Here is a 23,311-nt window from a genome sequence, read left to right as displayed (position 1 = left end):
AGTGTACACCACCTGCATTCGTTGTGCAATAACGTTCAACTCTTCCCCAGTACATTGCCTGATTCTAACGGATGGTCTATGCTATGAGGACATGTTGATTGAAGGAGGAAGTTTCATGACCAATTCAGTGGAACAACATCGCCAGGAAGCTCCTGACACGGTATCGTGCATGATTGTTACGGTGTCGGACACACGCACCAAAGACACCGATACCAGCGGCCAGCTCATGCATCAGCTTCTGAATGAAGCAGGTTATCAGATTGTTGAATACATCATTACGCCAGATGAAACGGAGAACATTCGAAGCATCCTGCAAGATGCAGCCGTTCGTGATGATATCGAAGCCGTGCTGCTCAGTGGCGGAACAGGGATTGCACCCCGAGATACGACCTACGAAGCGGTGTCCTCACTGCTCGACAAGGAACTGCCGGGCTTCGGTGAGATCTTCCGTTTTCTGAGTTACACCGAGGATATCGGTTCCGCTGCCATCCTGAGCAGAGCCGTCGCCGGAACGATTGGACGCACAGCCGTCTTCTCCATGCCGGGCTCCAAAGGAGCTGTCAAATTGGCCATGGAAAAACTCATTTTGCCTGAACTGCGGCATGTCATGCGTGAAATATATAAGGGGCTGTCCCATAAGTCATAAAATGGCTAGAGACAGCTCTGTTTTCAAAATTGTAAAACAAAAAGAAACCGTTCCTTGGTAAAATGGAAGTGCGACCCACCATTTGAAAGGAGACGGTTTCTTTGTACATTCAATATACCATGGATCAACTTTTCTTGCCAATGGATTTGGAGACAGATATCCCCAAAAATCACCTCGTTCGTGTTGTGAATAACGCAATCAATCGCCTCAGCGATTCCATTTTTAACTCGGCGTATCCTGGCGGGGGTCGCCATAGCTATCATCCCAAAATGCTCACCAAAATCATCATCTACGCCTACACCCAGCGCATCTATTCTTCCCGGCAAATTGCCAAGGCGGTTCGCGAAAATATCATGTTCATGTGGATAGCCGGGCGGCAACAACCGGATTTCCGGACCATTAATCGCTTTCGTTCCGAGCGGATGAAAGAGGTCTTGGAAACTGTGTTTACCCATGTGCTGGAGCTGTTGGTTCAGGAGCAATACGTGTCCTTGGATCACTATTTTTTGGACGGAACCAAGCTTGAAGCGAATGCGAATCGCTACACCTTTGTGTGGAAAAAAGCCGTCGTCAAGCACCAGGCCAAGCTGCAAGAAAAAGTACATACCTTGTTTCAAGCCATCGAAGAAGCGGAAAACGAAGAAGATACCCTCCACACCGGAACCGACCTGCCTGAACTTGGCGAAGTCTCGGCTCTCACTGCGGAAAAACTGGAACAAGCCGTCAAGCAATTGGAGGAAAAGCTAAGCGAAAAACCGAAGAGCAAAACATTAAAAAAAGCGGTGCGACAGTTGTGCAAAGACTTCCTGCCCCGGTTGCAAAAGTATGAGCATCAGATCCAAACTGCTGGTGAGCGGGGCAGTTACAGCAAAACCGATCCAGATGCGACGTTCATGCGAATGAAAGAAGACCACATGCGAAATGGTCAACTAAAGCCTGGATACAATGTACAAATCGGAACGGAAAACCAGTTTGTATTGGGCTACAGTGTACACCAGCGGCCCACGGACACCAAATGTCTGAAACCGCACCTGGATCATCTGGAAGAGCAGCTTGGTAAAAGAGTGAAAACCGTCATTGCCGATGCCGGGTATGGAAGCGAAGAAAATTACAGCTATTTGGAAGAAAAAAACATCCACGGCATCGTCAAATACGGAACATACCATAAAGAGAAAACGAGGGCATGGAAGCAAGCGCTGGGCAAAGTGGACCACTGGAGCTACAACGAAACCGAAGATACATGGACCTGTGCGGCAGGGCAAACGTTACCATTCCGGTATGAAAGTCAGGCGGTCACGGAGAGTGGCTACGCGATTCGAACCCGCCATTATCGAAGTGCAGACTGTAGCGAATGTCCCCTGAAAACCAAATGCACAACAGCGAAAGGCAATCGGGAGATTACCGTCAGTCTTACCTATATGCGTCAAAAAAACGAGATGCGGGAACGGTTACGTAGTGAGGAAGGATATACCCTTTCAGTTCGGCGCATGACGGAGCCTGAGAGTGTGTTTGGACAAATTAAAAATAACCGGGGATTCCGAAGATTCCTGCTTCGCGGCTTGCAAAAAGTGAGCCTGGAGGTTGGGTGGCTTTGCCTTGCCCACAATCTACTCAAAAAAGCCACATTGACAGAAAAACGCAAAAAGGACAAAGCAGAATAAACCTCTGCTTTGTCCTTTTTTGAACGTATGCGTGGTATTTCTTTTTGCCTATACTTTTTTCAAGGGCTTTTGAGACAGCCCCTTTTCGGGTTTATTTACAGCTGTACGGTACGAATTGAAAGGTTTGGTGCTCCCATCTTCTCCTACCTTAATTGCTCCAACACATGTTGGAACACCTGCATAACGTCCTGCTCATACTCATCCTTTTCCCCACCAGAAGCCGTATACACCAGTGAAACGTAATCTTTGCTGCGAATCGTTGTCCGGCCAAGCACATTCTCCAAGACAGCCGCATCACCATTCTCACTATACATTTGTTTCATACCGGCATCCCGTGCTGTCTTATCACTGAAAATATGGACCTTCACAATGTGTCTGCCACTTCCATTCAACAAGTTACATATAAGAGATCCCACCATGATCGTCATCGGCAGACATGTTATTCATCAGCTGGATGCCCTTTGCTTCAAAACTCTTACTGATCTCATTCACCAATGCACCGTTTAATCCATGTCCTTGACTCTGTGCCCGCACATTTCCTTCATTCGTCGCTTCACGCGTATAGACCTTTCGCTCCTGTTCAATGGATGATGCTGAACAAGCCACCAGGGACCAGATACTCGTGATCAACATTGCACTTACTAGTACCGACTTGATTGTTCTTCCTACCAGACTTCGGTCTTCTCTACCAAACCACATGCCAATCCTTCCTTTCCAGCCACGTGTACTGTGACCCATTCAGGTAGAATTAGCATGTCTAAGCACAAAGAATCTTATTCGGCTGGCAGATCTGATATCGTATGGACCACGGTCCGACCTACTGCACCACCTTGGAGTATCGTCTCCAGTGTATGAGGCAACTGGTCTAAGGAAATTTCCCGTATTCCCAGTTCCAACGCACGCTCCGGTTTCCATTCTCCGCCGAGCAGTTTCCATACCTGTTCCCGCCGTTCCATCGGACAATATACAGAATCTATACCAATAAGCTGGATACCACGTAAAATAAACGGAAGTACCGTAGATTCAAAAGCTGTGCCTCCGGTTAACCCGGATACCGCAACCGCACCTCCGTATTGAATCTGTTTCAATCGCTCCGCGAGTGCCGGGCCTCCTGTTGGATCAACCACTCCCGCCCATAACTGTTTCCCCATGGCTCCTTTAGCTGGAGCATCAGCTTCTTCACGAGTTATAACCTCTGATGCCCCCAAGTTTCGAAGCAATGGCTCTTCCTGCTCCTTCTTGCCTGTGCTGGCTGTTACTTCGAAACCAAGCTTCGCCAGAATCGCAACTGCCATACTGCCAACGCCACCTGTTGCACCCGTAACCAGAACCTTGCCCATCTCCGGTGTGACTCCAGCCTGTAACAGCGCATCTACCGAAAGTGCAGCCGTAAATCCTGCGGTTCCAATCGCCATAGCTTCTTTCTCACTGAGACCCGGTGGCAGAGGCACCAGCCATTCACTGCGCAGTCGAGCATACTCGCTGTACCCTCCGTAATGGGATACGCCTGGTTCAAATCCTGTACTGATCACCCGATCTCCCGGTGCAAAACGTCCGCTTACCGATTCCTCTACCGTTCCTGCCAGATCGATGCCCGGTACCATCGGATATTCACGAACGACACCGCCCTTTTCAAGGGTAGCAAGTCCGTCTTTATAATTGACACTGGAGTACTGCACCTGTATCGTTACATCTCCATTTGGTAGATCTTCCTTCTTCAGTTGCTCAATAGCAGCTTTGACACCGCCCTGTTCTTCTTTACGGACAACATATGCGTTAAAATGGTTTTTCATCGATAGCCACTCCTTCTTCGACTTTCATATATTTTTCCATTAAGCACATGAATTGTTCGCATTCAGGCTTAATGGCTACCTTTTATCATTAGATTCTTCTTCCTGATGTTAGTTAATGATCAAGCTCTGTCTCTCCTTAGCGTCAACAGATAGATCAGTGGACCCACAATGGGGATGATGCCTGCCGCTGCCCAAGCTGGTGAACGTCGACTCGCTTTAGCATCCCTGTATATCGCAATCATGGAAAGTAAGGTCAGTAGAACAAAATCAATCGTCATGATATGTACAAAGGAAGATTGATTGAACGCGTCCATAAATACATCCGGATGACCTTGCGTCACTGCATAGAAGGCTGTCCCCAGCGTTAACAACAGAAGAACTATATGCGTCAGCTTGTGGGCTGTTACCCGTCCAATTCCCGACTCCCGCTGACGACCAAAATGTAAGCTTGCGTAACCTGAAGCTCTATGCGCAGATGATGACCACGCATAATAAGGAAGCAAGGCAAATGCACCCAGTCCAAAAGAAAACAAGACAAAAGGCCAAGCGGGTACACGGCCACTTCGTTCTTTCACAGATGTTCTTAACAGCATACAGGCATAAACTGCCGGGAAAATACCTAACCACGAAAATACAGTAAGCAACCAAGGCTCCTTGCTTTGCAATGTGATCAGTTCTTTGAATATCGGATCACTTCCAGGTGACTGCCCCGGTGCCAACAACACTGCATAGGCAATAAAAGCGATCCAGACCAGTCCTAATATCCATCTCATGTCTGCACCTCCTCTTACTTTCATCCCCGGCAACTATGGGATTGAAACAATACTGGACACTCCGACCATTGCACAAGGGTAATTCTGAGAAACAAACCAGTCTCAGTACCACGCAGTATTTGGCGCTTCCTGCGCTTTCCCGAGAAATAATTACTGCTTTTCTCCCTCTAAATACGTGTTCAAAAGTCTAATTTTGAACAACCTCTTGAACTGAACAAGACAAATTCCAGTATAGCCTGCTACCTGGGCAGTCTGTCCATGAGATTTCTTACACTCCTGATTCACATCATCAGGATCATATAAGAAAAAAGTCTATCGACATACTTTCATAGAAGACAGACCGCATTTAGCTGAAGTTTTTCTTGCAATCATCGAATCGTTCAGCTCCGCTGAAAACGTATAATTCTATGATCTTCAAAAAGGCATAACCAGTACTCCTCACTGGTTATGCCTCTCTGCATATTGTATGTGTGAATTATTCCTCTGTGGATTTCACATGTTCTGCAATGAGCTTCTGCTTCATATTCCATGCCGCAGGGCTGATGTTCACACGATAGATCTCCGGGTTGAGCTTCCGTTGGTATTCAGGCCAGAATAGATTCATCTGTTCCTTATGGTACGCCCGAATCTCATCCAAATTAGGCAGCTCATACACTTTGCGTCCGTTCACAAAGATCGGCTCCAGCATATTGACCGCTTCGTAGCGGGTAACGGTCTTTTTCAGATAAGGGTGTAGCGGGTTGAACAGCTTGAGCGGTCCACCCTGTAGCGGCTGTTCTTCCTCTGGATAGCAGATATAATCTGCAATCGCCTTGCCATGCTTCGGATCAATGATCCGGAACACTTCCTTTTTACCTGGAGTGGACACTTTTTCAGGATTGGCAGATATTTTGATCGTAGGCAGCATGGCACCGTCCACTTCACGCTCTACCAATTTGTATACTCCACCCAAAGATGGCTGGTCAGAGGCGGTAATCAACTGTGTGCCGACACCCCATGTATCAATTCGAGCTCCCTGAGCCTTCAGGTTAAAAATCGTATTCTCATCCAAATCATTGGATGCCACAATTTTCACATAATCCAAGCCAGCCTCATCCAACATCTGACGTGCCTGAATCGACAAGTACGCAAGGTCACCACTGTCCAGACGAATCGCATTCATCTTTTTGCCTTGGCTCTCCAGCTTCTTGGCTGTCTTGATGGCGTGAGGTACGCCACTGTTCAACGTGTCAAAGGTATCGACCAGCAGCGTAACCTGATCAGGCAACACTTTAGCATACACGTCAAACGCTTCCTGCTCGCTCATAAAGCTCTGTACCCAGGAATGGGCATGTGTACCTGCTGTTGGAATCCCGAAGCGCTCTCCGGCCAGCATATTGGACGTTGCATGGAATCCTGCCACATATGACGCACGTGCGCCCCAGATGGCAGCATCGGCTTCCTGTGCACGCCGTGTACCGAATTCGAGTAAGGTATCCTGTTGTGCTACTTGTTTGATCCGCGAAGCCTTGGTTGCAATCAACGTCTGATAATTCATGAAGTTAAGTATCGCCGTCTCCACCAATTGTGTCTCCATAATGGAGCCTTCTACCCGAATGAGCGGTTCGTCAGGGAAAACAATTGCACCTTCCTTCATCGAATGAATTGTCCCCAGAAATGAAAACTGGAGCAACTCTTCCAGAAAGACCGGATCGTAATTTTCCTCTTGTTTGGATAAAAATTTGATGTCGTCCATCGTAAACCGAAGCTGGCTGATATAGTTCACAATTCGTTCCAATCCGGCAAATACCGCATATCCATTGCCAAATGGAAGCTTACGGAAATAGGCTTCAAATACGGCCTTCCGCTTGTGTGTACCATTCACCCAATGGGCGTACATCATATTGATCTGATATTTATCCGTATGTAAAGCCAGGCTAGTCGTCTGCATTTGTCTCATCCTCTCTGACTTCCGCTCGTGCCCGCAGATTTCACCTGTGGACACGGGTTAACATATGGAGACTTATTCTTCATGATTCTGTTCATCCGTAATTAACAAAAACAAGTCTCCCGTACAACCCTATACACCATTCACCACATTCATCCGGTTCCTAACATTAGGTCACCAGACATGAATATTGATTAAATCACGCCAAGACCGTCTCGCTTGCCTTAACCACCGAGGCACCAAGGCTGGAACGAAAATGTCCGAGCGCCCACTCATGTCCTGCCGGATTGAAGCTGGCCACAGCATCTTCATATACCGTAATATGAAAACCTTTATTGTAAGCATCCACTGCCGTATGCAATACACAAATATCCGTACATACGCCAATGAGTGCAATATCTGTAATGCCACGTGCACGCAGTCTGAGTTCCAGATCTGTCCCACAGAATGCGCTGTACCTTGTCTTATCCATCCACCGAATATCCGTTTTCCGTTCCTCCATCACTTGGGCAAGACGACCATACAACTGTCTTCCCTCTGTATTTCGGATGTTATGAGGTGGGAAAAGCGCAGTCTCCGGGTGATACGGGTCATTCTCTTCGTGCAGATCCACAGCCATGATTACCTCATGTTTGTTCTTACAATAGGCCTCTGTTACAGCTGCAATCGTCTCTTCGATCTCTACTGCCGGCTGACCTACAGGCAAAGAACCTGTCACAAAATCCTGCGTAAAATCAATGACAATTAGTGCTTTCATCGTCAACACTCCCTTAGCCCAGAAATGGTTGATCCTGATTCAATTCACATTGACACACCTACACATTATTACGTATAGATGGATAGGCGTGGTACCAGTTCTGTAAAACGATATAGCTGCGCCGGACGCTGTGAGTACTGGTTAGAACTCACCAGATTACCCTCTTCATCCCGTACTTCTTCCACAATGCCTTTGCGACTGCGGGTAGACGTGATCTTGCGAATAAAGTTTGGTTCTTCAAAATCCGGTACAACACTTTGAATAACCTGATATAATTCACTTAATGTAAAATCTCGTGGTAGGAACTGACGAGCAATCGTCGTTTCCAGCATCTGTTGTTGAATACGTCGATAAGCATCTTCGATGATTGTTCTGTGATCAAAGGCCAGCTCCAGTTCTTGCAGCGCCTCCTGAATCGTGAACAATCCAACATCCTCAGCATCATCTGCCGCTTGGCGTTGATCCAGCATCCATTCTTCTACAAGTGCGAAAAATGCATGAGAGATAATCCAGCCCCTCGGGTCACGACCCGGCTGACTGTATACATTCAAGTATTCCAGATGCCCACCGTCCACACCTGTCTCTTCCATCAGTTCACGCTTTGCTGCACCATAGATGGACTCGTTCTCCTGACAGAATCCACCCGGTAATGCCCATCTACCGGCAAAAGGCCAGCCTTTGCGTTTGATCAGCATCACTTTCAGTTCCCGAATGGGAAGTGTCTTCGTCACCGTCTTGCGCTCCCGCTTGGTCAAGGTGAACATAACGATATCCGCAGGAACACCATCGGGTGTACGATATTTCTTGGAACTATAGGCACGTGCTGCCTGTTCGTCGCTCTCTGCATTGAAGTGTTCGTAGTTTTCGCTCATGGGCACCACCGACTATTTTCATTTTGATAATTTCATTATGACATAATAATATCTTTTGTCAACTACGGGATTCCTGCGTTATGTTCTTGGACGTGCTATACGGAATGTCGCCGTAGCCATGCATCCCAACGTGCCCGACGCATCACGTACTTCCGATTGAGTCGTAACACTGCGTCCAGCCTGATGCAGTACCGTAGCTGTAACCGTTAATTCCCCTTGTTTCATGGGTGCGAGAAAATGAACGTTCAGATTCGTTGTCACACAGCCATCTACTTCCATTGCTGCTGTTGCGACCATACCCATCGCCTGGTCCATCAGTGAAGTCAATACACCCCCATGAATAATCCCCATGGAGTTCGTATGATGTTCACCTGCTGTCAGCGCGATCTGTACTTCTTTGCCGTCTCCTTTAATATAACGACAGCCGAGAAAGCCCCAGAACCGTCCGTCTCCGTCTTCCACCATTTTGTCCAAAATACTCATTATTCATTTCTCCTTTATTGCACTGTACGTATCAAGCTCTTGATGTCATGTGCCTTTATCATTAAAAATCAGCGCGCCACACAAAATAACCCCACATCGTGGAGCTTTGCTTGGAAGTATATTCCGAGTACTGGCGATAGCCACCCCATGTTAACGATAATAATGTAATGTCAAAAAAGGCGCGGACTGCGTCCGCACCCTTCCGTCATTTAACCGCAACTGGTCGGAGGTGAATCCGTTCCAGCCTCCACGTTCACTTTTTCGGAAACCGTATCCCGGATTACAGAGATCACAAGCTGAAGCAAGTAGTTGATATCGCTTTGGCTCTGCTGGAATTCCGTAACCAATGGAATACTGTCCAGTTCGCTTTGCAGATCGTCAATTTCCTGTTCAATTTTGCTGACCATCTCCACATTTTTGAAGCTTTCAAAAGCAACGATCTCTTTTTGTTTCTTCTTGATGGTTGTAATCAATTGCTGGATGCGCTCATGATCCCGAATTTTGGTTTCAGCCTGTTGAAACTGTCTAACTTCCTCACTCGTTCCGAGCATATCAGCCAATTCTTTGGCTTTTCCCATAATGTCGTCGCGTATGACCAGATTGCGCGTATCGTAGGTAGGCATTCCATAATGGTTGTACTGCACTTCTTCCTGCGCCACTGAAATCGCTCCATTCTATGAGATGATATAAGATGAAAACTCAATGTTGCATTAAGCTCAGTCGACTGCTAAGTGACCGCTGCGGTGTCGGATCGTTCTTTTGATCGCTGTTGTCTCCGAATTTTTTCGATTGAGATTGTTCAAGGTTAAAATTCGGAGACAAAGGCGAACGCTTCGCTTCTACAGAATCGATTCCGTCACCTTCGCTACGCTCGGCGTAACCCCGCTAAGTGCAAAAAATCATTCATCTTATTTGTGTGTGTGTATTACTGATTGGCAGCTACCGGCTCAGAGAGCAGGTTGCCCCGAATATAAAAAGTCATCGGATCGGTGATTTCCACTTGTACGAAAGTACCGATCAAATCTTTGGGTCCTTCAAAATGCACCAGCTTGTTGCTGCGGGTTCGTCCCGCCAGAACTTCGGAATTCCGTTTGCTCTCGCCTTCAACGAGTACTTCAACGATTTTGCCGCGTTGCTCTTCATTGCTTCGATGGCTGTATTCGTTGATGGTTTCATTCAAGCGTTTCAAACGTTCCTTCTTCACTTCCATCGGTACGTTATCCTCCATCACCGCAGCAGGGGTACCTTCACGCGGGGAATAGATAAAGGTATAAGCAAAATCATACCCTACTTCACGAACAAGGGAAAGTGTATCTTCAAATTGTTCTTCCGTTTCCCCAGGGAAACCAACAATAATATCCGTTGTCAAAACGACTTCCGGAATGGCCGTTTTAATTTTTCCAGCCAGGTTCAAATAGTGTTCCCGGCTATACTTGCGGCTCATACGCTTGAGTACTTCCGAACTGCCAGACTGCACCGGAAGATGAATGTGCTCCACCAGGTTTCCGCCCTTGGCCAACACTTCAATCAAGCGATCATCAAAGTCACGTGGGTGACTGGTTGTAAAACGTACTCGCGGAATATCGATTTGGCGGATGGCATCCATTAAATCACCAAAGCTGTAGTTCAGGTCGGTGAAATCTTTGCCGTACGCATTCACATTTTGACCAAGCAGGGTGATTTCCTTGAATCCCTGGCGTGCCAAATCCCGTACTTCGGCAATGACATCTTCCGGACGACGGCTGCGTTCTTTGCCCCGTGTGAACGGAACGATGCAATATGTACAAAACTTGTCGCAGCCATACATAATGTTTACCCAACCGCGCATACCCTCACGTTTCTTCGGCAGGTTCTCAATAATATCGCCTTCCTTGGACCATACTTCAACAACCATTTCTTTGTTGAATAGTGCTTCCTGGATCAGATGTGGCAACCGGTGCACATTATGTGTACCGAAGATCATATCCACAAATCCATGCTTCTGCATGATCCGGTTGACGACGCCTTCCTCCTGGGACATACACCCGCATACGCCAAGTAACAATCCCGGACGTTCGAGTTTTAGCGTTTTCAGGTGACCAAGCTCACCAAACACCTTATCTTCCGCATTTTCCCGTATGGCACACGTATTGAGCAGAATAATATCAGCCTCTTTGCGATCCTCTGTAGCCTGATATCCCATAGACTCAAGCAGACCTTTGATGGTCTCCGAGTCATGCTCGTTCATCTGACATCCATACGTATATACAATATAATGTTTGCCTTTCCCTATGTTTTTCAGTTCATCGGGAACGGCATTTTCGTAAAGCACCTGGACGTCTTCCTTGCCCCGCTGTTTCTCCTGACGATGATTGGGTTCCGATTTGATGTTAATCTCACGGCCCCGGATTCTTATCTTTTTGCTGAATTCATCTTGCGAAATTACTTTGGCATCGGAGAAATCAAAATATTGGGAGTAATCCTTTTTTGAGTCTTTAGCCATTTCCTTCGGTCACTCCTTACAGCCTCTATTAATAAAAAATCGTTCATCCATCCCTGTTCCACATGAATTTCTTGCTTGGAACAGCAAAAGAGCATTACAGCAAATTATAGCATGAATTGGGCTGTAGTTCCACATCCAAACCACATGCGCCTTCGTCTAATCCGAAACCTGCAAGGCTCAGAAGAACTCTCCAAAAACAAATAAAAAACCTGAGCCTTGCCATCAGGGTTGGAATTAACCGACCTCGTTGGCTGTGCTCAGGTTTATACGTTATTCAGACCGCGTAATTCGCGGCTGAAGGCTGTTCATGTTATTAGTCGATGATTTCAGCAGTGTCGCCATTACGAGCGCCAGCAGCGTTAGCTTCATCTGTATCAATATGCATGTCCAGTGCGAAAGAATCGGATACACGAGCCAGTACATTTTCCAGTACCAGACCACGATCTCCACTCAAGCGAACTTTCAGCAATTGTTTGTCCTCGATACCCCATTTAGCAGCGTCAGAAGTATGGAAGTGGATGTGACGAGCAGCAACGATAACACCTTTATCAATTGTTACTTCGCCAGCAGGTCCTTTAATCGTGATTCCCGGTGTGCCTTCAATGCTTCCGGATTCACGTACAGGTGCTTTAACACCAATGGCAAATGAATCTGTCATGGAGATCTCCAGTTGCGTTTCAGGGCGAACAGGTCCAAGGATACGCACTTTATCAAACTGTCCTTTCGAACCAATTACCGCTACAGTTTCGTTAGCAGCGTATTGGCCAGGCTGGGACAGAGCTTTAAATTCAGTCAGTTCATAACCTTTACCAAACAAAATTTCAACGTGCTCTTGGGATACATGAATGTGACGGGCAGATACGCCCACAGGTACTGTTTTACTCATCGTAAATTTCACTCCTTGTTTATCTATGGCCTGTACTCAGGCTCTTAACAATCCAATGGTATTATACCCCTTTTTGAAGTGAAATGAAAACGAACTGGTGAAAATTCATGAAATACACATATTTCACCATCATTTCCCGCCTTTATTTGGAAAAATTCATTATAACCTTTCAGTCACACACAGCACTTCACTATTACAAGGAAGCCCCATTCATCTGCGGATTGCTCTCTGGCAAGTGTTCCCCCAGATAACTCATGGCATTCCCCCACAACCAGCCACGTACCAATTGTTCATCATAATGTTTGAGCAGGATTTCCGTCAGTCTCGGGTAATGCCCTGCATGTTCGAGTCCCTCAATGTACGATGAAATTCCATCAAAATCAGACCCCATCATCAGATGATGCTGCCCGCCGAGAGAACAGATCTGCTCGATATGAGGTAGCAGGTCTTCTATATGCACTTCCCCTTCCTGTTTAACAAACCAAGGGACAAAGGTTAGTCCGATCCGCCCTTCTCGGGCAATGATGGCCTGAATCTGATCATCTTTCAGATTACGCACATGCGGACATACGCTATAGCTGTTGGAATGGGAAGCGATAAAAGGACGTTCACTCAAGTCAGTCAGTTCCCAGAAACCTTTTTCCGTCAGATGTGACACATCTAACAGTATTCCGATTTTGTTACACCGACGTACCAGTTCCTTTCCCTTCTCGGTCAGACCCGCTCCACGCTTCTCCATAATTCCATCAGCCGCCCAATTGGAATAGTTCCACGTAAGTCCAACAATTCGAACGCCCATCTGATAACATAACTCCAGATAGAACAGGTTGCCTTCCAGACCGTCTACACCCTCCAGTGTGATTAATCCCCACGGACCCTCTGTTTGACCCACCTGAGCCACCTGTTCACGCCATAACAACGTCTGTGTGCCGTCAGGCAGCTTCTGGCTTCTCTCTACACGCTTACGATAGATCTCCAATTGCCCCATCACATGTTCAAACTTGCCACTGCCAAGTACTTCAGGCAAGTAGATGGCGAAAGCCTGCAAGCCTACTTTACCGTCTTTCAAGCGTTGCAAATTCACATCCAGTTGTGGAGCATCTTCGAATGAAAGAGCAGGCTGCATCAATATTTTGCTCAGTGCATCACAGTGTAAATCAGCTACACGCCAATCCGACAAGGACATCGTTAACCCTCCTTTTATATTTTGTTACAAAAAAAACGCAAAAAAACCTGTCTACATCATCGTAAACAGGTTCAATGCATACTGCATGTATTATCTGGGCTCCACAATCAGCTTAATGGCCGTTCGGTCCTCGCCGTCGATCACAATGTCTGTAAAAGCTGGAATACAAATCAGGTCAACTCCGCTTGGTGCTACAAATCCCCGGGCTATTGCTACCGCTTTGATGGCTTGGTTCAGTGCTCCCGCTCCAATTGCCTGCAGTTCAGCATTTCCACGTTCACGAAGAACCCCTGCAAGAGCGCCGGCTACAGAATTAGGATTGGACTTTGCTGAAACTTTTAATACATCCATGGTAAGTACCTCCCTGGGAATGTTGAAAGTTTGTTTCCACTTACTAGATGTTATTCGCGGGAGGCAAAAAAATTCCTTCTTTTTAGACGGGTTTCCCTGCAAAATGGGACAATACCCCTATTCCATGCGCCACTCGTCCTCCATCAGACGAATTTTTTCGATGCGTGTTGCCGCACCTGTGGCTTCATCAATTTCTACTAAGACACCATGGAAATGCCATTTGCCGTCATCCACAACGAAACGTACAGGGAGCTGAGTGTAGAACTTACGTAGTACGGCCTCACGCTCCATGCCCAATATGCCGTCACGCGGCCCTACCATGCCCGCATCTGTCAAGTAAGCCGTTCCTCCAGGCAAAATCCGATCATCGTTACTCTGCACATGCGTATGTGTACCTACAACGAGCGACGCACGTCCATCCAGATGCCATCCCATGGCAATCTTTTCTGACGTCGCTTCGGCATGCATATCGACCAGAATACATTTATAGTCTTGGCGTAGCTCGTCTACAATCTCATCAGCCACACGGAATGGACAATCCAGGGCAGGCAGGAACGTTCTTCCTTGCAGATTGACAATCGCTAGCTCTTTTCCTTCACCTTTGACAACCGTGTATCCTCGTCCGGGTGTTCCTGGTGGAAAGTTCGCTGGACGAATCATGCGCGGCTCATCATCTATAAAATCAAAAATATCCTTATTGTCCCAGGTATGATTACCAAGTGTAATACCATGTACACCCCAGTTGAAAAACTCATTCGCGATTGCACCGGTAATTCCGCGACCCGCTGCCGCATTTTCACCATTTACAATGACCACATGTGGCTTATACTTCGATTTCAGGTACGGTAAATTTTCCTTTAATGCTTTACGTCCCACGTTGCCTACAATGTCACCAATAAACAAAACTTTCATTGATTACTGCCTCCTCAATTCCTGCAAAGTCCTCTTCTTCGAATGTTGAACCTTTGCAGGACTCTATCTCATGCTCCATAATTTGTTAGTTTGTACAAAAAGCCTTTTAACAGGCTATCAACAGGAAAAGTGGCCCACTACTGCGGCCACTTTTCCGTTTTGCTCTATTTTGCGTATTCAACCGCACGGGTTTCCCGGATGACGGTGACTTTGATGTGACCCGGATAGTCGAGTTCATTCTCAATCATCTTCGTGATGTCACGGGCTAAGCGGAAGGCTTCAGCATCATCGATCTTCTCAGGCTGTACCATAACGCGAACTTCGCGTCCGGCCTGAATGGCGTACGATTTCTCGACACCTTCGAAGGATTCTGAGATCTCTTCCAGCTTCTCCAGTCGTTTGATATACGTTTCCAGCGTTTCGCGGCGTGCGCCTGGTCTTGCTGCGGAGAGCGCATCTGCTGCGCCAACCAACATGGCAATGACCGAAGTCGCTTCGCAATCTCCGTGATGGGACGCGATACTGTTGATTACAACCGGATGTTCTTTGTATTTCTTCGCCAGTTCCACGCCAATTTCGACGTGTGATCCTTCCACTTCGTGATCCAGCGCTTTACCGATGTCATGCAATAGACCTGCACGTCTTGCCAGAGTTACGTCTTCTCCGAGTTCGCCAGCCATCAGTCCAGCCAGATAAGCGACTTCCATGGAATGTTTCAAGACGTTCTGACCGTAACTTGTACGGAACTTCAACCGGCCCAAAATTTTGATCAGATCCGGATGCAGACCATGCACGCCCACTTCAAAGGTAGCTTGCTCACCGTATTCACGGATGCGCTCATCCACTTCCTTGCGGGATTTCTCAACCATCTCTTCAATCCGTGCCGGGTGAATACGTCCATCAGCCACCAGTTTCTCCAGGGCAGTACGGGCGATTTCACGGCGAATCGGGTCAAAGCCCGACAGAATAACAGCTTCTGGCGTATCATCGATAATGAGGTCAATCCCTGTAAGGGTTTCAAGCGCACGGATGTTACGTCCTTCACGACCGATAATCCGGCCTTTCATTTCTTCATTTGGCAGGGTAACAACAGATACGGTTGTTTCCGCTACGTGGTCAGCCGCACAACGTTGGATGGCGAGTGTAATAATCTCGCGGGACTTTTTGTCCGCTTCTTCCTTCGCTTGTTGTTCAATGTCCTTGATCATTTGAGCCGTCTCATGACGAACTTCCTGTTCTACGTTGGACAGTATGATACTGCGTGCGTCTTCCATAGTGAGGTTGGATATACGTTCCAGCTCCGTCACCTGGTTTTTGTAGATCATTTCGATCTGCTGCTGAGTCTCATCAATTCGTTTCTCTTTGTTAGCCACTTGCTCTTCTTTACGTTCGAGTGATTCCAATTTTTTATCCAGCGACTCTTCTTTTTGCAACAATCGTCTTTCTTGTCGTTGAATTTCATTCCGACGTTCACGAGTGTCTTTTTCAGCTTCAGCACGAATGCGATGGATTTCATCCTTCGCTTCCAGCACCGTTTCTTTCTTCAGTGCCTCTGCCTCTTTCTTCGCGTTCTCCACGATTTGTACGGCAGCTTGTTCCGCACTAGAGATTTTAGCCTCTGCAAGAGATTTGCGAATAAAATACCCTACTCCGAACCCAATGATTAGCGCGGCCACAACGAGAGCGATCGTGATTGCAGGATTCATACTGTTCACCTCCTCGTTGGTTCCTCCAAGGCATTCCTTGGGTCAATTTGCAGTTTTCAAACCTTACATATGTTTGGGAATAACGAATACTCACGGCGATCCCCCGCCGATTTTCATTTCACATGTACATGTTTCCACGTACTATTCACTGTTTCCAGCGAACCCATAATTAAGAATGGTATAAATCTTAAGAAACCGAAACCGCTTTTTTGGAAGGAAAAAGGGTTGTCCATTTCTTACAGACTCATGTCCATTTTAGTATTTGACGAAAGAAATTGTCAAGAGAATGCAGTATAGAGACTCTAGTCTGCTAATCCCATAACAACGCTTCGTCATCTTCAGGGTCTCCAGCCTCATCTTCTTCAATTAAACAATTCACGACCCGGCGCACCATATCCATTGAAAAACCACGTCTCATTAGGAAGGGAAGCGTTTTATGTTTCTTCTCTTTGACGTCCCCTTTGACCTGATTCCACTTTTTGCGTCCGGCGCTCAGAGCAGTCTCAAATTCCGCATCTGTACTAATACCCTCTAGTGCCTCAACAATGAGATCATTGGCAATGCCCTTTTGACGCAGCTCTTGCCTTATCCACAGTTTTCCCTTCCGCTTGCCCTCCATACGCTGTCTTGTCCATTCCTTCGCAAATAGATCGTCATCCACCAGGTTCTCCTGCTCAAGCCGATCCAGCGTCTCTTCAATCAAAGGTGCAGCAAACTCCTTCTGCCGAAGTTTCTGACTTAACTCATGACGCGTACGCGGTTTATGCTCCAAAAAGCGCAGAGACTGTGCATACGTCCGCTGTCGCTCGTCAGCTAAAATGATTTCTTCCAGATCCTTTTTCATGAACGTATTGCCTTGCGTCATCCTGTATTTAATCATTACATCTTCAAGAACCGTAATGGAGTGGATGCCAAAAGTGATTCGATAACGAGCTTGCCTGCTCTTCGTTCGTTCTACACGTGTAATAATAAGTTCTTCGTTGTCCGGAAATTGGGATAGGCCATCCTGTTCTGCTTCTTCATATAAATCCTCGTCATGTTGATCCATTCAGGTCTCCCCTTTCATAACATTTTCATTTTGACTACACTAAGCGCATCTTCACAGAAGACAGCGAATGCTAATACAAAAGGCCGGGAACTCAGCCCGACCTTTATCTCTACACTTACCGCTGACAGTCAGCGTGCTAACAGCCCCTGTCCATTGGGACAGGGGCTGTTAGACAACGAGAGCACTCCCACCATAATCTCTTATCCAGATCGAGCCAAGCTCAATCAGACAAGTTTACGAAGTCCAGAGGGCAACACCCTCGGGTACCTCCCTGTAAGGGAGGAATCAGGAGGATTACTCGTTGATTTCAAACAATTCTTGTTCTTCTGCTGCTTCTTTTTGTTGCTCTTCACTAGTTGGCGCAGGGACTGCAGTAACCAAGTTACTGGCTACACGAATTTTTTGTTCAATGATGTCAGCAATATCTTTATGCTCTTTCATGAACTGCTTCGCGTTCTCACGGCCTTGTCCTAAACGCTCGCCTTCGTAGGAGTACCATGCACCACTTTTATTAACGATGTCCAGCTCTGTACCAATGTCAATGATACTGCCTTCTCTCGAGATACCCTCGCCATACATGATATCCACTTCCGCTTGTTTAAACGGAGGTGCCACTTTGTTTTTCACCACTTTAATACGAGTACGGTTACCAATCATGTCATTGCCTGATTTGATACTCTCAATACGACGCACATCCAGACGTACTGTGGAATAAAACTTCAGAGCACGACCACCAGGTGTTGTTTCCGGGTTACCAAACATAACGCCGACTTTCTCACGAAGCTGGTTAATGAAGATTGCGATTGTTTTGGATTTACTGATTGCACCAGACAGTTTACGCAGCGCCTGAGACATCAAACGCGCTTGCAAACCAACGTGTGAATCACCCATTTCGCCTTCAATCTCTGCTTTTGGAACCAATGCGGCTACAGAGTCAATAACGACGATATCTACTGCACCACTGCGTACAAGAGCTTCTGCAATTTCCAGCCCTTGCTCACCCGTATCTGGCTGAGACAGAAGCAATTCATCAATATTAACACCCAATTTGCTTGCGTATTGTGGGTCAAGAGCATGCTCGGCATCGATAAATGCAGCTTGTCCACCCGCTCTTTGTACTTCAGCGATAGCATGCAATGCTACGGTTGTTTTACCAGAGGATTCAGGTCCATATATTTCAACAATACGGCCTTTAGGCAAGCCGCCTGTTCCTAATGCAATATCCAAAGCCAAGGAACCGCTGGGAATAATTTCCACGTTCATATGAGTGGACTCACCCAGTTTCATGATGGATCCTTTACCAAATTGCTTCTCTATTTGACGGAGCGCCATATCAAGCGCGGCACGACGGTCTGACAATAAGCTCACACCCTTTACTGTTTATAAGATAATGATACCTTGTTTTAACACGTTTGCCAAGCTTTTTTTCGAACATACATTCGTTTTTTTTGTAAAGGCCGAGGCGCCTCTTCCTCTAAGAAACTTTCCATTAAACAGAAAAAAGAACCGTAAACAAGGCTGTAAAGCCTAATTCTACGGTTCTTCCGTCTTCCTTAATTATACTTGCTTGGAACTATAAATGCAATCCAAGTGGTTAACTAATCAATCCATTGCCACAAGTTTTTGCCATAAGCGATAGAGAATCGCTTTAGCTGAACGAATGCGAACCGTCTCACGATTACCATTGATGCGCAGCTCATGAATTTCCGTTTCTTTTCCACGTTCAGCAAGAGCAATAAAGACAAGTCCAGGTGGCTTGCGTTCTGAATATCCCGGTCCAGCTACACCGGTAACGGCCAGGCCAAAGTCAGCATCGCCAATCATGCGGATCTGTTCGGCAAGCACTTTTGCAACCTCCGGACTTACTGCCCCAGGTGCATCTTCACCTTCCAGATAATCATGAGGCACATTCAGCAGCTTTTCTTTAATTTCATTGGAGTAACACACAATGCCACCTTTAAGCATCGACGCACTTCCGGGTACAGAAGTCAGACTTTGCATGACAAGCCCTCCTGTACAGCTCTCAGCAGCGCTAAGCGTCAGACCCATGTCAGACATCATAGTTACAATTGTGTACTCTATAGGCACATCCTCGTTCGCGTAGAGATGTTCTGTCAAACGCTCCCGAATCTGGACCTCCATCGCATCCAGCTTCAGCTTCGCCTCTCCCTCACTGGCGGCCTTGGTGGAGACACGTACTGTAACTTCACCTTCGCTCGCGTAAGGAGCAATCGTAGGGTCTGTCTGCGCGTCAATCAGATCCAGAAGTCGATCTTCCAGAGCAGATTCACCAATACCTGCGAATTTGAGCATTCGGGAATAGATCGGCATTTCTTCTGTGAGTACATGCTGGAACAGCCAAGGCTTGACTTCCTGTTCAAACATTGGAATCAGCTCTTTAGGTGGTCCAGGCATCACAACATAATATTTATCATTGTCAGAGATCGCATTTCCTGCCGCAAGACCTGTTTCATTGGCCAGAGGTGTCCCGCCATCAATAACGATCGCCTGACGTCGGTTATTCTCTGTCATATCGACATTACGATCTCTGAAAAAGCTCTCGATTTTGTCCATAGCCATTCGATCGATATGCAATTTCCGGTTAAGAACAGCTGCAAGCGCATCCTTGGTCAGATCATCTTGGGTAGGCCCAATGCCGCCGGAGAATAAAATAACGTCTGCGCGGCCCTGCGCAATGCGAATGGCTTCACTGAGCCGATTCAGGTTATCCCCAACCACCGTTTGGAAATATACATCGATCCCCATCGCAGCCAATTCACGGGATAGGTATCTGGCATTGGTATTGACGATTTGTCCAAGCAGTAGCTCTGTGCCAACTGCAATGATTTCTGCCTTCATTGAGCATCCTCCTTGTACACATGGTGAGTGATCAAAGGGCAATAGGATAAATTCCTATTGCCCCTGACCCAATGCTTCCTTCATGATTACCCATTTTATCAACAAATAATTATGCTTTTGTTAAATGAAGCAGGTTTTTGTTTTTGATAAAGTAATCGATACCCGACCAGATGGTAATAAGCGCTGCTGCCCATACCGCGATAATATCGACGTGAATACCCGTGTATGAAAACGGGAAATTGTTCAACAGCAACAGCACAATCGCCACAATCTGCACTACCGTTTTCAGCTTACCCCACGCACTGGCGGCAACAACCGAACCATCCAGCAATGCAATTTGACGCAAGCCGGTGACTGCAAACTCACGACTAATAATAACAACTGCAATCCAGGAATCCAGCTTGCCCATCTCCACAAGCGAGATCAATACTGCAGTAACTAACAGCTTGTCTGCGAGTGGATCGAGCAGTTTCCCCAGATTGGTAACCATGTTATTTTTCCGCGCAAGATATCCATCAATTCCATCTGTGCTTGCGGCGATGATAAAAATAACAGCAGCAATCAGTTGATTATACGGAAGCGAAAAGCTTCCAAGCTGAAGCGGCTCTGGATAAAATGGAAAATCCACGAGCAGGAACACCATCAAAAAAGGGATTAAGCAAATTCGTGCAAGCGTAATCCGGTTGGGTAAATTCACAAGACGCCCTCCCTCATATCCTCCATTACTCCAAACATTCATCATAATCCCGTTATCATCATCCGGAACATGAAATGTACAGTTTCAATGTCAATCCAAATGAACATGATCCCACTATGTAGAAACGCAAAAAATAAAGTCAACCGCTCAAAAGCAAAACCGCTTTAAACGTTCCGGTGACTTCCAAAAGATGTACTGCTTTTCACAAAGTCAGCAAACGATGAGGACTGGACTTGATGCATGACTGCCAGCAATGCACACTTAGTATAATATACGCCCAATAACGTGTCAAAAAACACTTTTGCTACAAAAAGGCCATATTACTTGAAATTTGTATATTGCAAATCCAGAGGCAGGTTAGCACCATTTAGCAGCTGCATTACTGCTTGCAAATCATTTTTACTCTTACCAGTTACCCGCAGCTGGTCTCCCTGAATCTGACTCTTCACTTTCATCTTGGAGTCCCGAATCAGGATATTGATTTTCTTAGCGATGTCCTGATCAATGCCCTGTTTGAAATTCAAACGCTGACGGACTGTACCAGAAGACGCTGGCTCTACTTTGGCATAATCAATGTTTTTCAATGGTAGACCACGCTTCGCCATTTTGGATTGCAGCACATCAATGACAGCCTTGAGTTTGGTCTCATCATCAGATACGATCGTTAACGCATCCTTATCCAGTTTCAGACTGCTCTTGCTGCCCTTGAAGTCATAACGAGTGCCAATTTCCTTCTCGGTTTGTGTAACGGCATTTGTCAGTTCTTGCAAGTCCATTTTGGACACGATATCAAATGAATTTTCTGAACTCAAACCAGTCACCCTTTCAGTTAATCGTATGTTCTGTAACATTATAGAGGATACCTTAAGCAAAAGTCTAATTTCAAGCCATGTTGTACAAAGAAAAAAGCATTTTTGACCTCCACATGAAGTGGCTGCCAAAAATGCTTGCTGGCCCAGCTTCCAACTAATAGCGGCTGCGGTTGGGCTGTCTGAACATATCGAGCACACCCAGAAGCACATGTGCAAGTCCAAAACCCAATATTCCGTAACCCCAAGCACTTGGAGTCAGGTAATAACCCAGGAGGCTGACAATGATCCCTAAACCGGTTACGATCCAGCTGACTGTCATAGCCATCCACCTCACTTCACCAAAAGTTAACTGCAAGTTAAGACAACGTTATTGTCTCCTGCGGTTGACCCGGTTATTCGCTACCAGTGGTACCTTCTGTACTGTCCGTTGATCCATTTTCAACGCCTGTGGATGAAGCAGTACTGCCACTGTCTTCACCAAGCTGCAGACGGATCCGATTGGTCGCTTTGCCATCCGTTACAACTTGCCCCCCCACCTCAATCGTGGTCGCAGCAGCGTAACCGGACTTAATGTACATGCCTGCACTATCCAGCTCAAAGGTAAAGCTGTCGCCTTCGGCAGTATTACCATACTCCAGTTTCTCTCCGCTAGAGTTTTCACCTTTGTAAACTTCCAGCCAGCTATGGCCTGTTGCTTTAATCGTAACCGTTACGGGCTGGCCTGCACTTCCGTTAACTTTAAAGTTCGTAATATTTCCTGATTTCCCATCTTCTGCAACCGTTACAGTAGAAGATGAATTATCGACAGGTGGTTCTGGTTCTTCCTCAGTTCCATCCGTTTGACCGTCTGTCTGTCCTTCTGTGTCCGTACCGCCACCGTTACCACCAGCGTCACCTTCACCAGTACCTTCAGTGCCTGAATCCGTCGCAGGAGGGTTAGACGCCTGTCCGTTGTCGGCAGGTTGATCCGGTTTATCCTCAGGCTGTTCCTGACTGTCAGTAATTTTGACCGAATCCAGCCCCGGATTATCTGCAGGATCATCCTTGTTCAACACAACGTATGCATACAATAAAACGACAATCAGAATCGGGAAGGTCCACATCAGTGCGACAGACATCCATCGATTACTACGTTCAACCGGACGGCTGGAACGCTTCTGAATAACCGGTTCCATCGTTGCTTCCGCCTCTTCTGCCGGTACGTCTTTTTTATGTCCCTCCAGCAGCTCATCAGGGTTCAGTCCCACAGTCTCCGCATAGGTTTTAATGAATGCACGCACATAGAAGCTGCCCGGCAGCACTTTGTAGTCTCCTGCTTCTATGGCCTCCAGATACCTCTTGCGAATTTTTGTCATTTCCTGTACATCGTCAAGACTCATCCCTTTTTGCAGCCGGGCCTCTCTTAACTGCTGACCCAGTTCAGACATGCCATCTCCTCCTTATGTTTATCTCTTGAGTTG

General features: G+C 46.7%; 24 protein-coding genes. 2 read left to right on the top strand and 22 right to left on the bottom strand.

The annotated features are described in order from the left end of the window. Window positions 1-115: 115 nt before the first annotated feature. Window positions 116-646: a MogA/MoaB family molybdenum cofactor biosynthesis protein gene (locus MHI06_RS11660; RefSeq protein WP_340401540.1), complete on the top strand. Its 531-nt coding sequence runs from the start codon at window positions 116-118 to the stop codon at window positions 644-646. A 101-nt stretch (window positions 647-747) separates the two neighbouring features. Next, a complete protein-coding gene (locus MHI06_RS11655) occupies window positions 748-2,307 on the top strand; it encodes an IS1182 family transposase (RefSeq protein WP_340398831.1) in 1,560 nt (519 codons plus the stop codon). A gap of 143 nt (window positions 2,308-2,450) precedes the next feature. On the opposite strand, the gene MHI06_RS11650 is transcribed toward MHI06_RS11655, so the two are convergent. The 22 genes from MHI06_RS11650 to MHI06_RS11545 form a co-directional block, all read right to left on the bottom strand. Next, window positions 2,451-2,675: a hypothetical protein gene (locus MHI06_RS11650; RefSeq protein WP_340401539.1), complete on the bottom strand. Its 225-nt coding sequence runs from the start codon at window positions 2,673-2,675 to the stop codon at window positions 2,451-2,453. A 28-nt stretch (window positions 2,676-2,703) separates the two neighbouring features. Continuing rightward, entirely contained in the window at window positions 2,704-3,006 is a 303-nt protein-coding gene (locus MHI06_RS11645) for a hypothetical protein (protein WP_340401538.1), read from the bottom strand. Between the two features lie 74 nt (window positions 3,007-3,080). After that, entirely contained in the window at window positions 3,081-4,100 is a 1,020-nt protein-coding gene (locus MHI06_RS11640; RefSeq protein WP_340401537.1) for an oxidoreductase, read from the bottom strand. A gap of 119 nt (window positions 4,101-4,219) precedes the next feature. Continuing rightward, window positions 4,220-4,873: a hypothetical protein gene (locus tag MHI06_RS11635; protein WP_340401536.1), complete on the bottom strand. Its 654-nt coding sequence runs from the start codon at window positions 4,871-4,873 to the stop codon at window positions 4,220-4,222. 475 nt (window positions 4,874-5,348) lie between these two features. After that, window positions 5,349-6,803 carry a nicotinate phosphoribosyltransferase gene (locus tag MHI06_RS11630; RefSeq protein WP_169478441.1) on the bottom strand — a complete coding sequence of 485 codons (1,455 nt, stop codon included), beginning with the start codon at window positions 6,801-6,803 and terminating at the stop codon, window positions 5,349-5,351. A 196-nt stretch (window positions 6,804-6,999) separates the two neighbouring features. Beyond that, a complete protein-coding gene (locus MHI06_RS11625) occupies window positions 7,000-7,557 on the bottom strand; it encodes an isochorismatase family cysteine hydrolase (RefSeq protein WP_169478442.1) in 558 nt (185 codons plus the stop codon). Between the two features lie 68 nt (window positions 7,558-7,625). Beyond that, on the bottom strand, window positions 7,626-8,429 hold the full coding sequence (locus MHI06_RS11620) for an NUDIX domain-containing protein (RefSeq protein WP_062833857.1): 804 nt from the start codon (window positions 8,427-8,429) through the stop codon (window positions 7,626-7,628). A 78-nt stretch (window positions 8,430-8,507) separates the two neighbouring features. Beyond that, on the bottom strand, window positions 8,508-8,912 hold the full coding sequence (locus MHI06_RS11615) for a PaaI family thioesterase (RefSeq protein WP_036609249.1): 405 nt from the start codon (window positions 8,910-8,912) through the stop codon (window positions 8,508-8,510). Between the two features lie 209 nt (window positions 8,913-9,121). Further along, the gene (locus tag MHI06_RS11610; RefSeq protein WP_169478444.1) at window positions 9,122-9,571 is read right to left on the bottom strand and encodes a YlbF family regulator; all 450 of its coding nucleotides are present in this window, start codon (window positions 9,569-9,571) and stop codon (window positions 9,122-9,124) included. 266 nt (window positions 9,572-9,837) lie between these two features. Beyond that, on the bottom strand, window positions 9,838-11,394 hold the full coding sequence (gene miaB, locus MHI06_RS11605) for a tRNA (N6-isopentenyl adenosine(37)-C2)-methylthiotransferase MiaB (RefSeq protein ID WP_340401535.1): 1,557 nt from the start codon (window positions 11,392-11,394) through the stop codon (window positions 9,838-9,840). A 313-nt stretch (window positions 11,395-11,707) separates the two neighbouring features. Next, window positions 11,708-12,280 carry a phosphate propanoyltransferase gene (locus MHI06_RS11600; protein WP_062833854.1) on the bottom strand — a complete coding sequence of 191 codons (573 nt, stop codon included), beginning with the start codon at window positions 12,278-12,280 and terminating at the stop codon, window positions 11,708-11,710. Window positions 12,281-12,473: 193 nt separating this feature from the next. Continuing rightward, window positions 12,474-13,466 carry a dipeptidase gene (locus tag MHI06_RS11595; RefSeq protein WP_340401534.1) on the bottom strand — a complete coding sequence of 331 codons (993 nt, stop codon included), beginning with the start codon at window positions 13,464-13,466 and terminating at the stop codon, window positions 12,474-12,476. Window positions 13,467-13,556: 90 nt separating this feature from the next. Then, the gene (locus MHI06_RS11590) at window positions 13,557-13,817 is read right to left on the bottom strand and encodes a stage V sporulation protein S (protein ID WP_007430104.1); all 261 of its coding nucleotides are present in this window, start codon (window positions 13,815-13,817) and stop codon (window positions 13,557-13,559) included. 117 nt (window positions 13,818-13,934) lie between these two features. After that, complete coding sequence (locus MHI06_RS11585) at window positions 13,935-14,729, bottom strand: TIGR00282 family metallophosphoesterase (RefSeq protein WP_062833853.1); 795 nt, start codon at window positions 14,727-14,729, stop codon at window positions 13,935-13,937. Window positions 14,730-14,893: 164 nt separating this feature from the next. Beyond that, entirely contained in the window at window positions 14,894-16,435 is a 1,542-nt protein-coding gene (rny, locus tag MHI06_RS11580; RefSeq protein ID WP_036609258.1) for a ribonuclease Y, read from the bottom strand. A gap of 310 nt (window positions 16,436-16,745) precedes the next feature. Continuing rightward, entirely contained in the window at window positions 16,746-17,483 is a 738-nt protein-coding gene (locus MHI06_RS11575; RefSeq protein ID WP_340401533.1) for a regulatory protein RecX, read from the bottom strand. Between the two features lie 294 nt (window positions 17,484-17,777). Beyond that, window positions 17,778-18,842, bottom strand: coding sequence for a recombinase RecA (gene recA, locus MHI06_RS11570; RefSeq protein WP_036609261.1), 1,065 nt, complete (start codon window positions 18,840-18,842; stop codon window positions 17,778-17,780). A gap of 243 nt (window positions 18,843-19,085) precedes the next feature. Beyond that, window positions 19,086-20,342, bottom strand: a complete 1,257-nt coding sequence (locus MHI06_RS11565) for a competence/damage-inducible protein A (RefSeq protein ID WP_062833850.1) — start codon at window positions 20,340-20,342, stop codon at window positions 19,086-19,088. 109 nt (window positions 20,343-20,451) lie between these two features. Next, window positions 20,452-21,039, bottom strand: coding sequence for a CDP-diacylglycerol--glycerol-3-phosphate 3-phosphatidyltransferase (pgsA, locus tag MHI06_RS11560; RefSeq protein ID WP_062833849.1), 588 nt, complete (start codon window positions 21,037-21,039; stop codon window positions 20,452-20,454). A gap of 320 nt (window positions 21,040-21,359) precedes the next feature. Then, window positions 21,360-21,851, bottom strand: coding sequence for a YajQ family cyclic di-GMP-binding protein (locus MHI06_RS11555; protein ID WP_017689115.1), 492 nt, complete (start codon window positions 21,849-21,851; stop codon window positions 21,360-21,362). A 154-nt stretch (window positions 21,852-22,005) separates the two neighbouring features. Next, window positions 22,006-22,170, bottom strand: a complete 165-nt coding sequence (locus MHI06_RS11550) for a hypothetical protein (RefSeq protein WP_167350848.1) — start codon at window positions 22,168-22,170, stop codon at window positions 22,006-22,008. A 73-nt stretch (window positions 22,171-22,243) separates the two neighbouring features. After that, window positions 22,244-23,278, bottom strand: a complete 1,035-nt coding sequence (locus tag MHI06_RS11545; protein ID WP_340401532.1) for a RodZ family helix-turn-helix domain-containing protein — start codon at window positions 23,276-23,278, stop codon at window positions 22,244-22,246. Window positions 23,279-23,311 lie beyond the last annotated feature (33 nt).

The sequence above is a fragment of the Paenibacillus sp. FSL H8-0079 genome (assembly GCF_037991315.1).
Taxonomy (GTDB): domain Bacteria; phylum Bacillota; class Bacilli; order Paenibacillales; family Paenibacillaceae; genus Paenibacillus.
Note: the sequence above shows the minus strand (reverse complement) of the source record. Positions and strands in the feature narration are given on the sequence as shown.

Coding starts and splice junctions, on each gene's coding strand:
- MHI06_RS11625 (WP_169478442.1), bottom strand. CDS start 7,557: ATGAAAGCACTAATTGTCATTGATTTTACGCAGGATTTTGTGACAGGT.
- MHI06_RS11600 (WP_062833854.1), bottom strand. CDS start 12,280: ATGAGTAAAACAGTACCTGTGGGCGTATCTGCCCGTCACATTCATGTA.
- MHI06_RS11620 (WP_062833857.1), bottom strand. CDS start 8,429: ATGAGCGAAAACTACGAACACTTCAATGCAGAGAGCGACGAACAGGCA.
- MHI06_RS11660 (WP_340401540.1), top strand. CDS start 116: ATGACCAATTCAGTGGAACAACATCGCCAGGAAGCTCCTGACACGGTA.
- MHI06_RS11630 (WP_169478441.1), bottom strand. CDS start 6,803: ATGCAGACGACTAGCCTGGCTTTACATACGGATAAATATCAGATCAAT.
- MHI06_RS11615 (WP_036609249.1), bottom strand. CDS start 8,912: ATGAGTATTTTGGACAAAATGGTGGAAGACGGAGACGGACGGTTCTGG.
- MHI06_RS11550 (WP_167350848.1), bottom strand. CDS start 22,170: ATGACAGTCAGCTGGATCGTAACCGGTTTAGGGATCATTGTCAGCCTC.
- MHI06_RS11645 (WP_340401538.1), bottom strand. CDS start 3,006: ATGTGGTTTGGTAGAGAAGACCGAAGTCTGGTAGGAAGAACAATCAAG.
- MHI06_RS11590 (WP_007430104.1), bottom strand. CDS start 13,817: ATGGATGTATTAAAAGTTTCAGCAAAGTCCAATCCTAATTCTGTAGCC.
- MHI06_RS11575 (WP_340401533.1), bottom strand. CDS start 17,483: ATGGATCAACATGACGAGGATTTATATGAAGAAGCAGAACAGGATGGC.
- MHI06_RS11565 (WP_062833850.1), bottom strand. CDS start 20,342: ATGAAGGCAGAAATCATTGCAGTTGGCACAGAGCTACTGCTTGGACAA.
- rny (WP_036609258.1), bottom strand. CDS start 16,435: ATGAATCCTGCAATCACGATCGCTCTCGTTGTGGCCGCGCTAATCATT.
- MHI06_RS11640 (WP_340401537.1), bottom strand. CDS start 4,100: ATGAAAAACCATTTTAACGCATATGTTGTCCGTAAAGAAGAACAGGGC.
- miaB (WP_340401535.1), bottom strand. CDS start 11,394: ATGGCTAAAGACTCAAAAAAGGATTACTCCCAATATTTTGATTTCTCC.
- MHI06_RS11585 (WP_062833853.1), bottom strand. CDS start 14,729: ATGAAAGTTTTGTTTATTGGTGACATTGTAGGCAACGTGGGACGTAAA.
- MHI06_RS11635 (WP_340401536.1), bottom strand. CDS start 4,873: ATGAGATGGATATTAGGACTGGTCTGGATCGCTTTTATTGCCTATGCA.
- MHI06_RS11545 (WP_340401532.1), bottom strand. CDS start 23,278: ATGTCTGAACTGGGTCAGCAGTTAAGAGAGGCCCGGCTGCAAAAAGGG.
- MHI06_RS11595 (WP_340401534.1), bottom strand. CDS start 13,466: ATGTCCTTGTCGGATTGGCGTGTAGCTGATTTACACTGTGATGCACTG.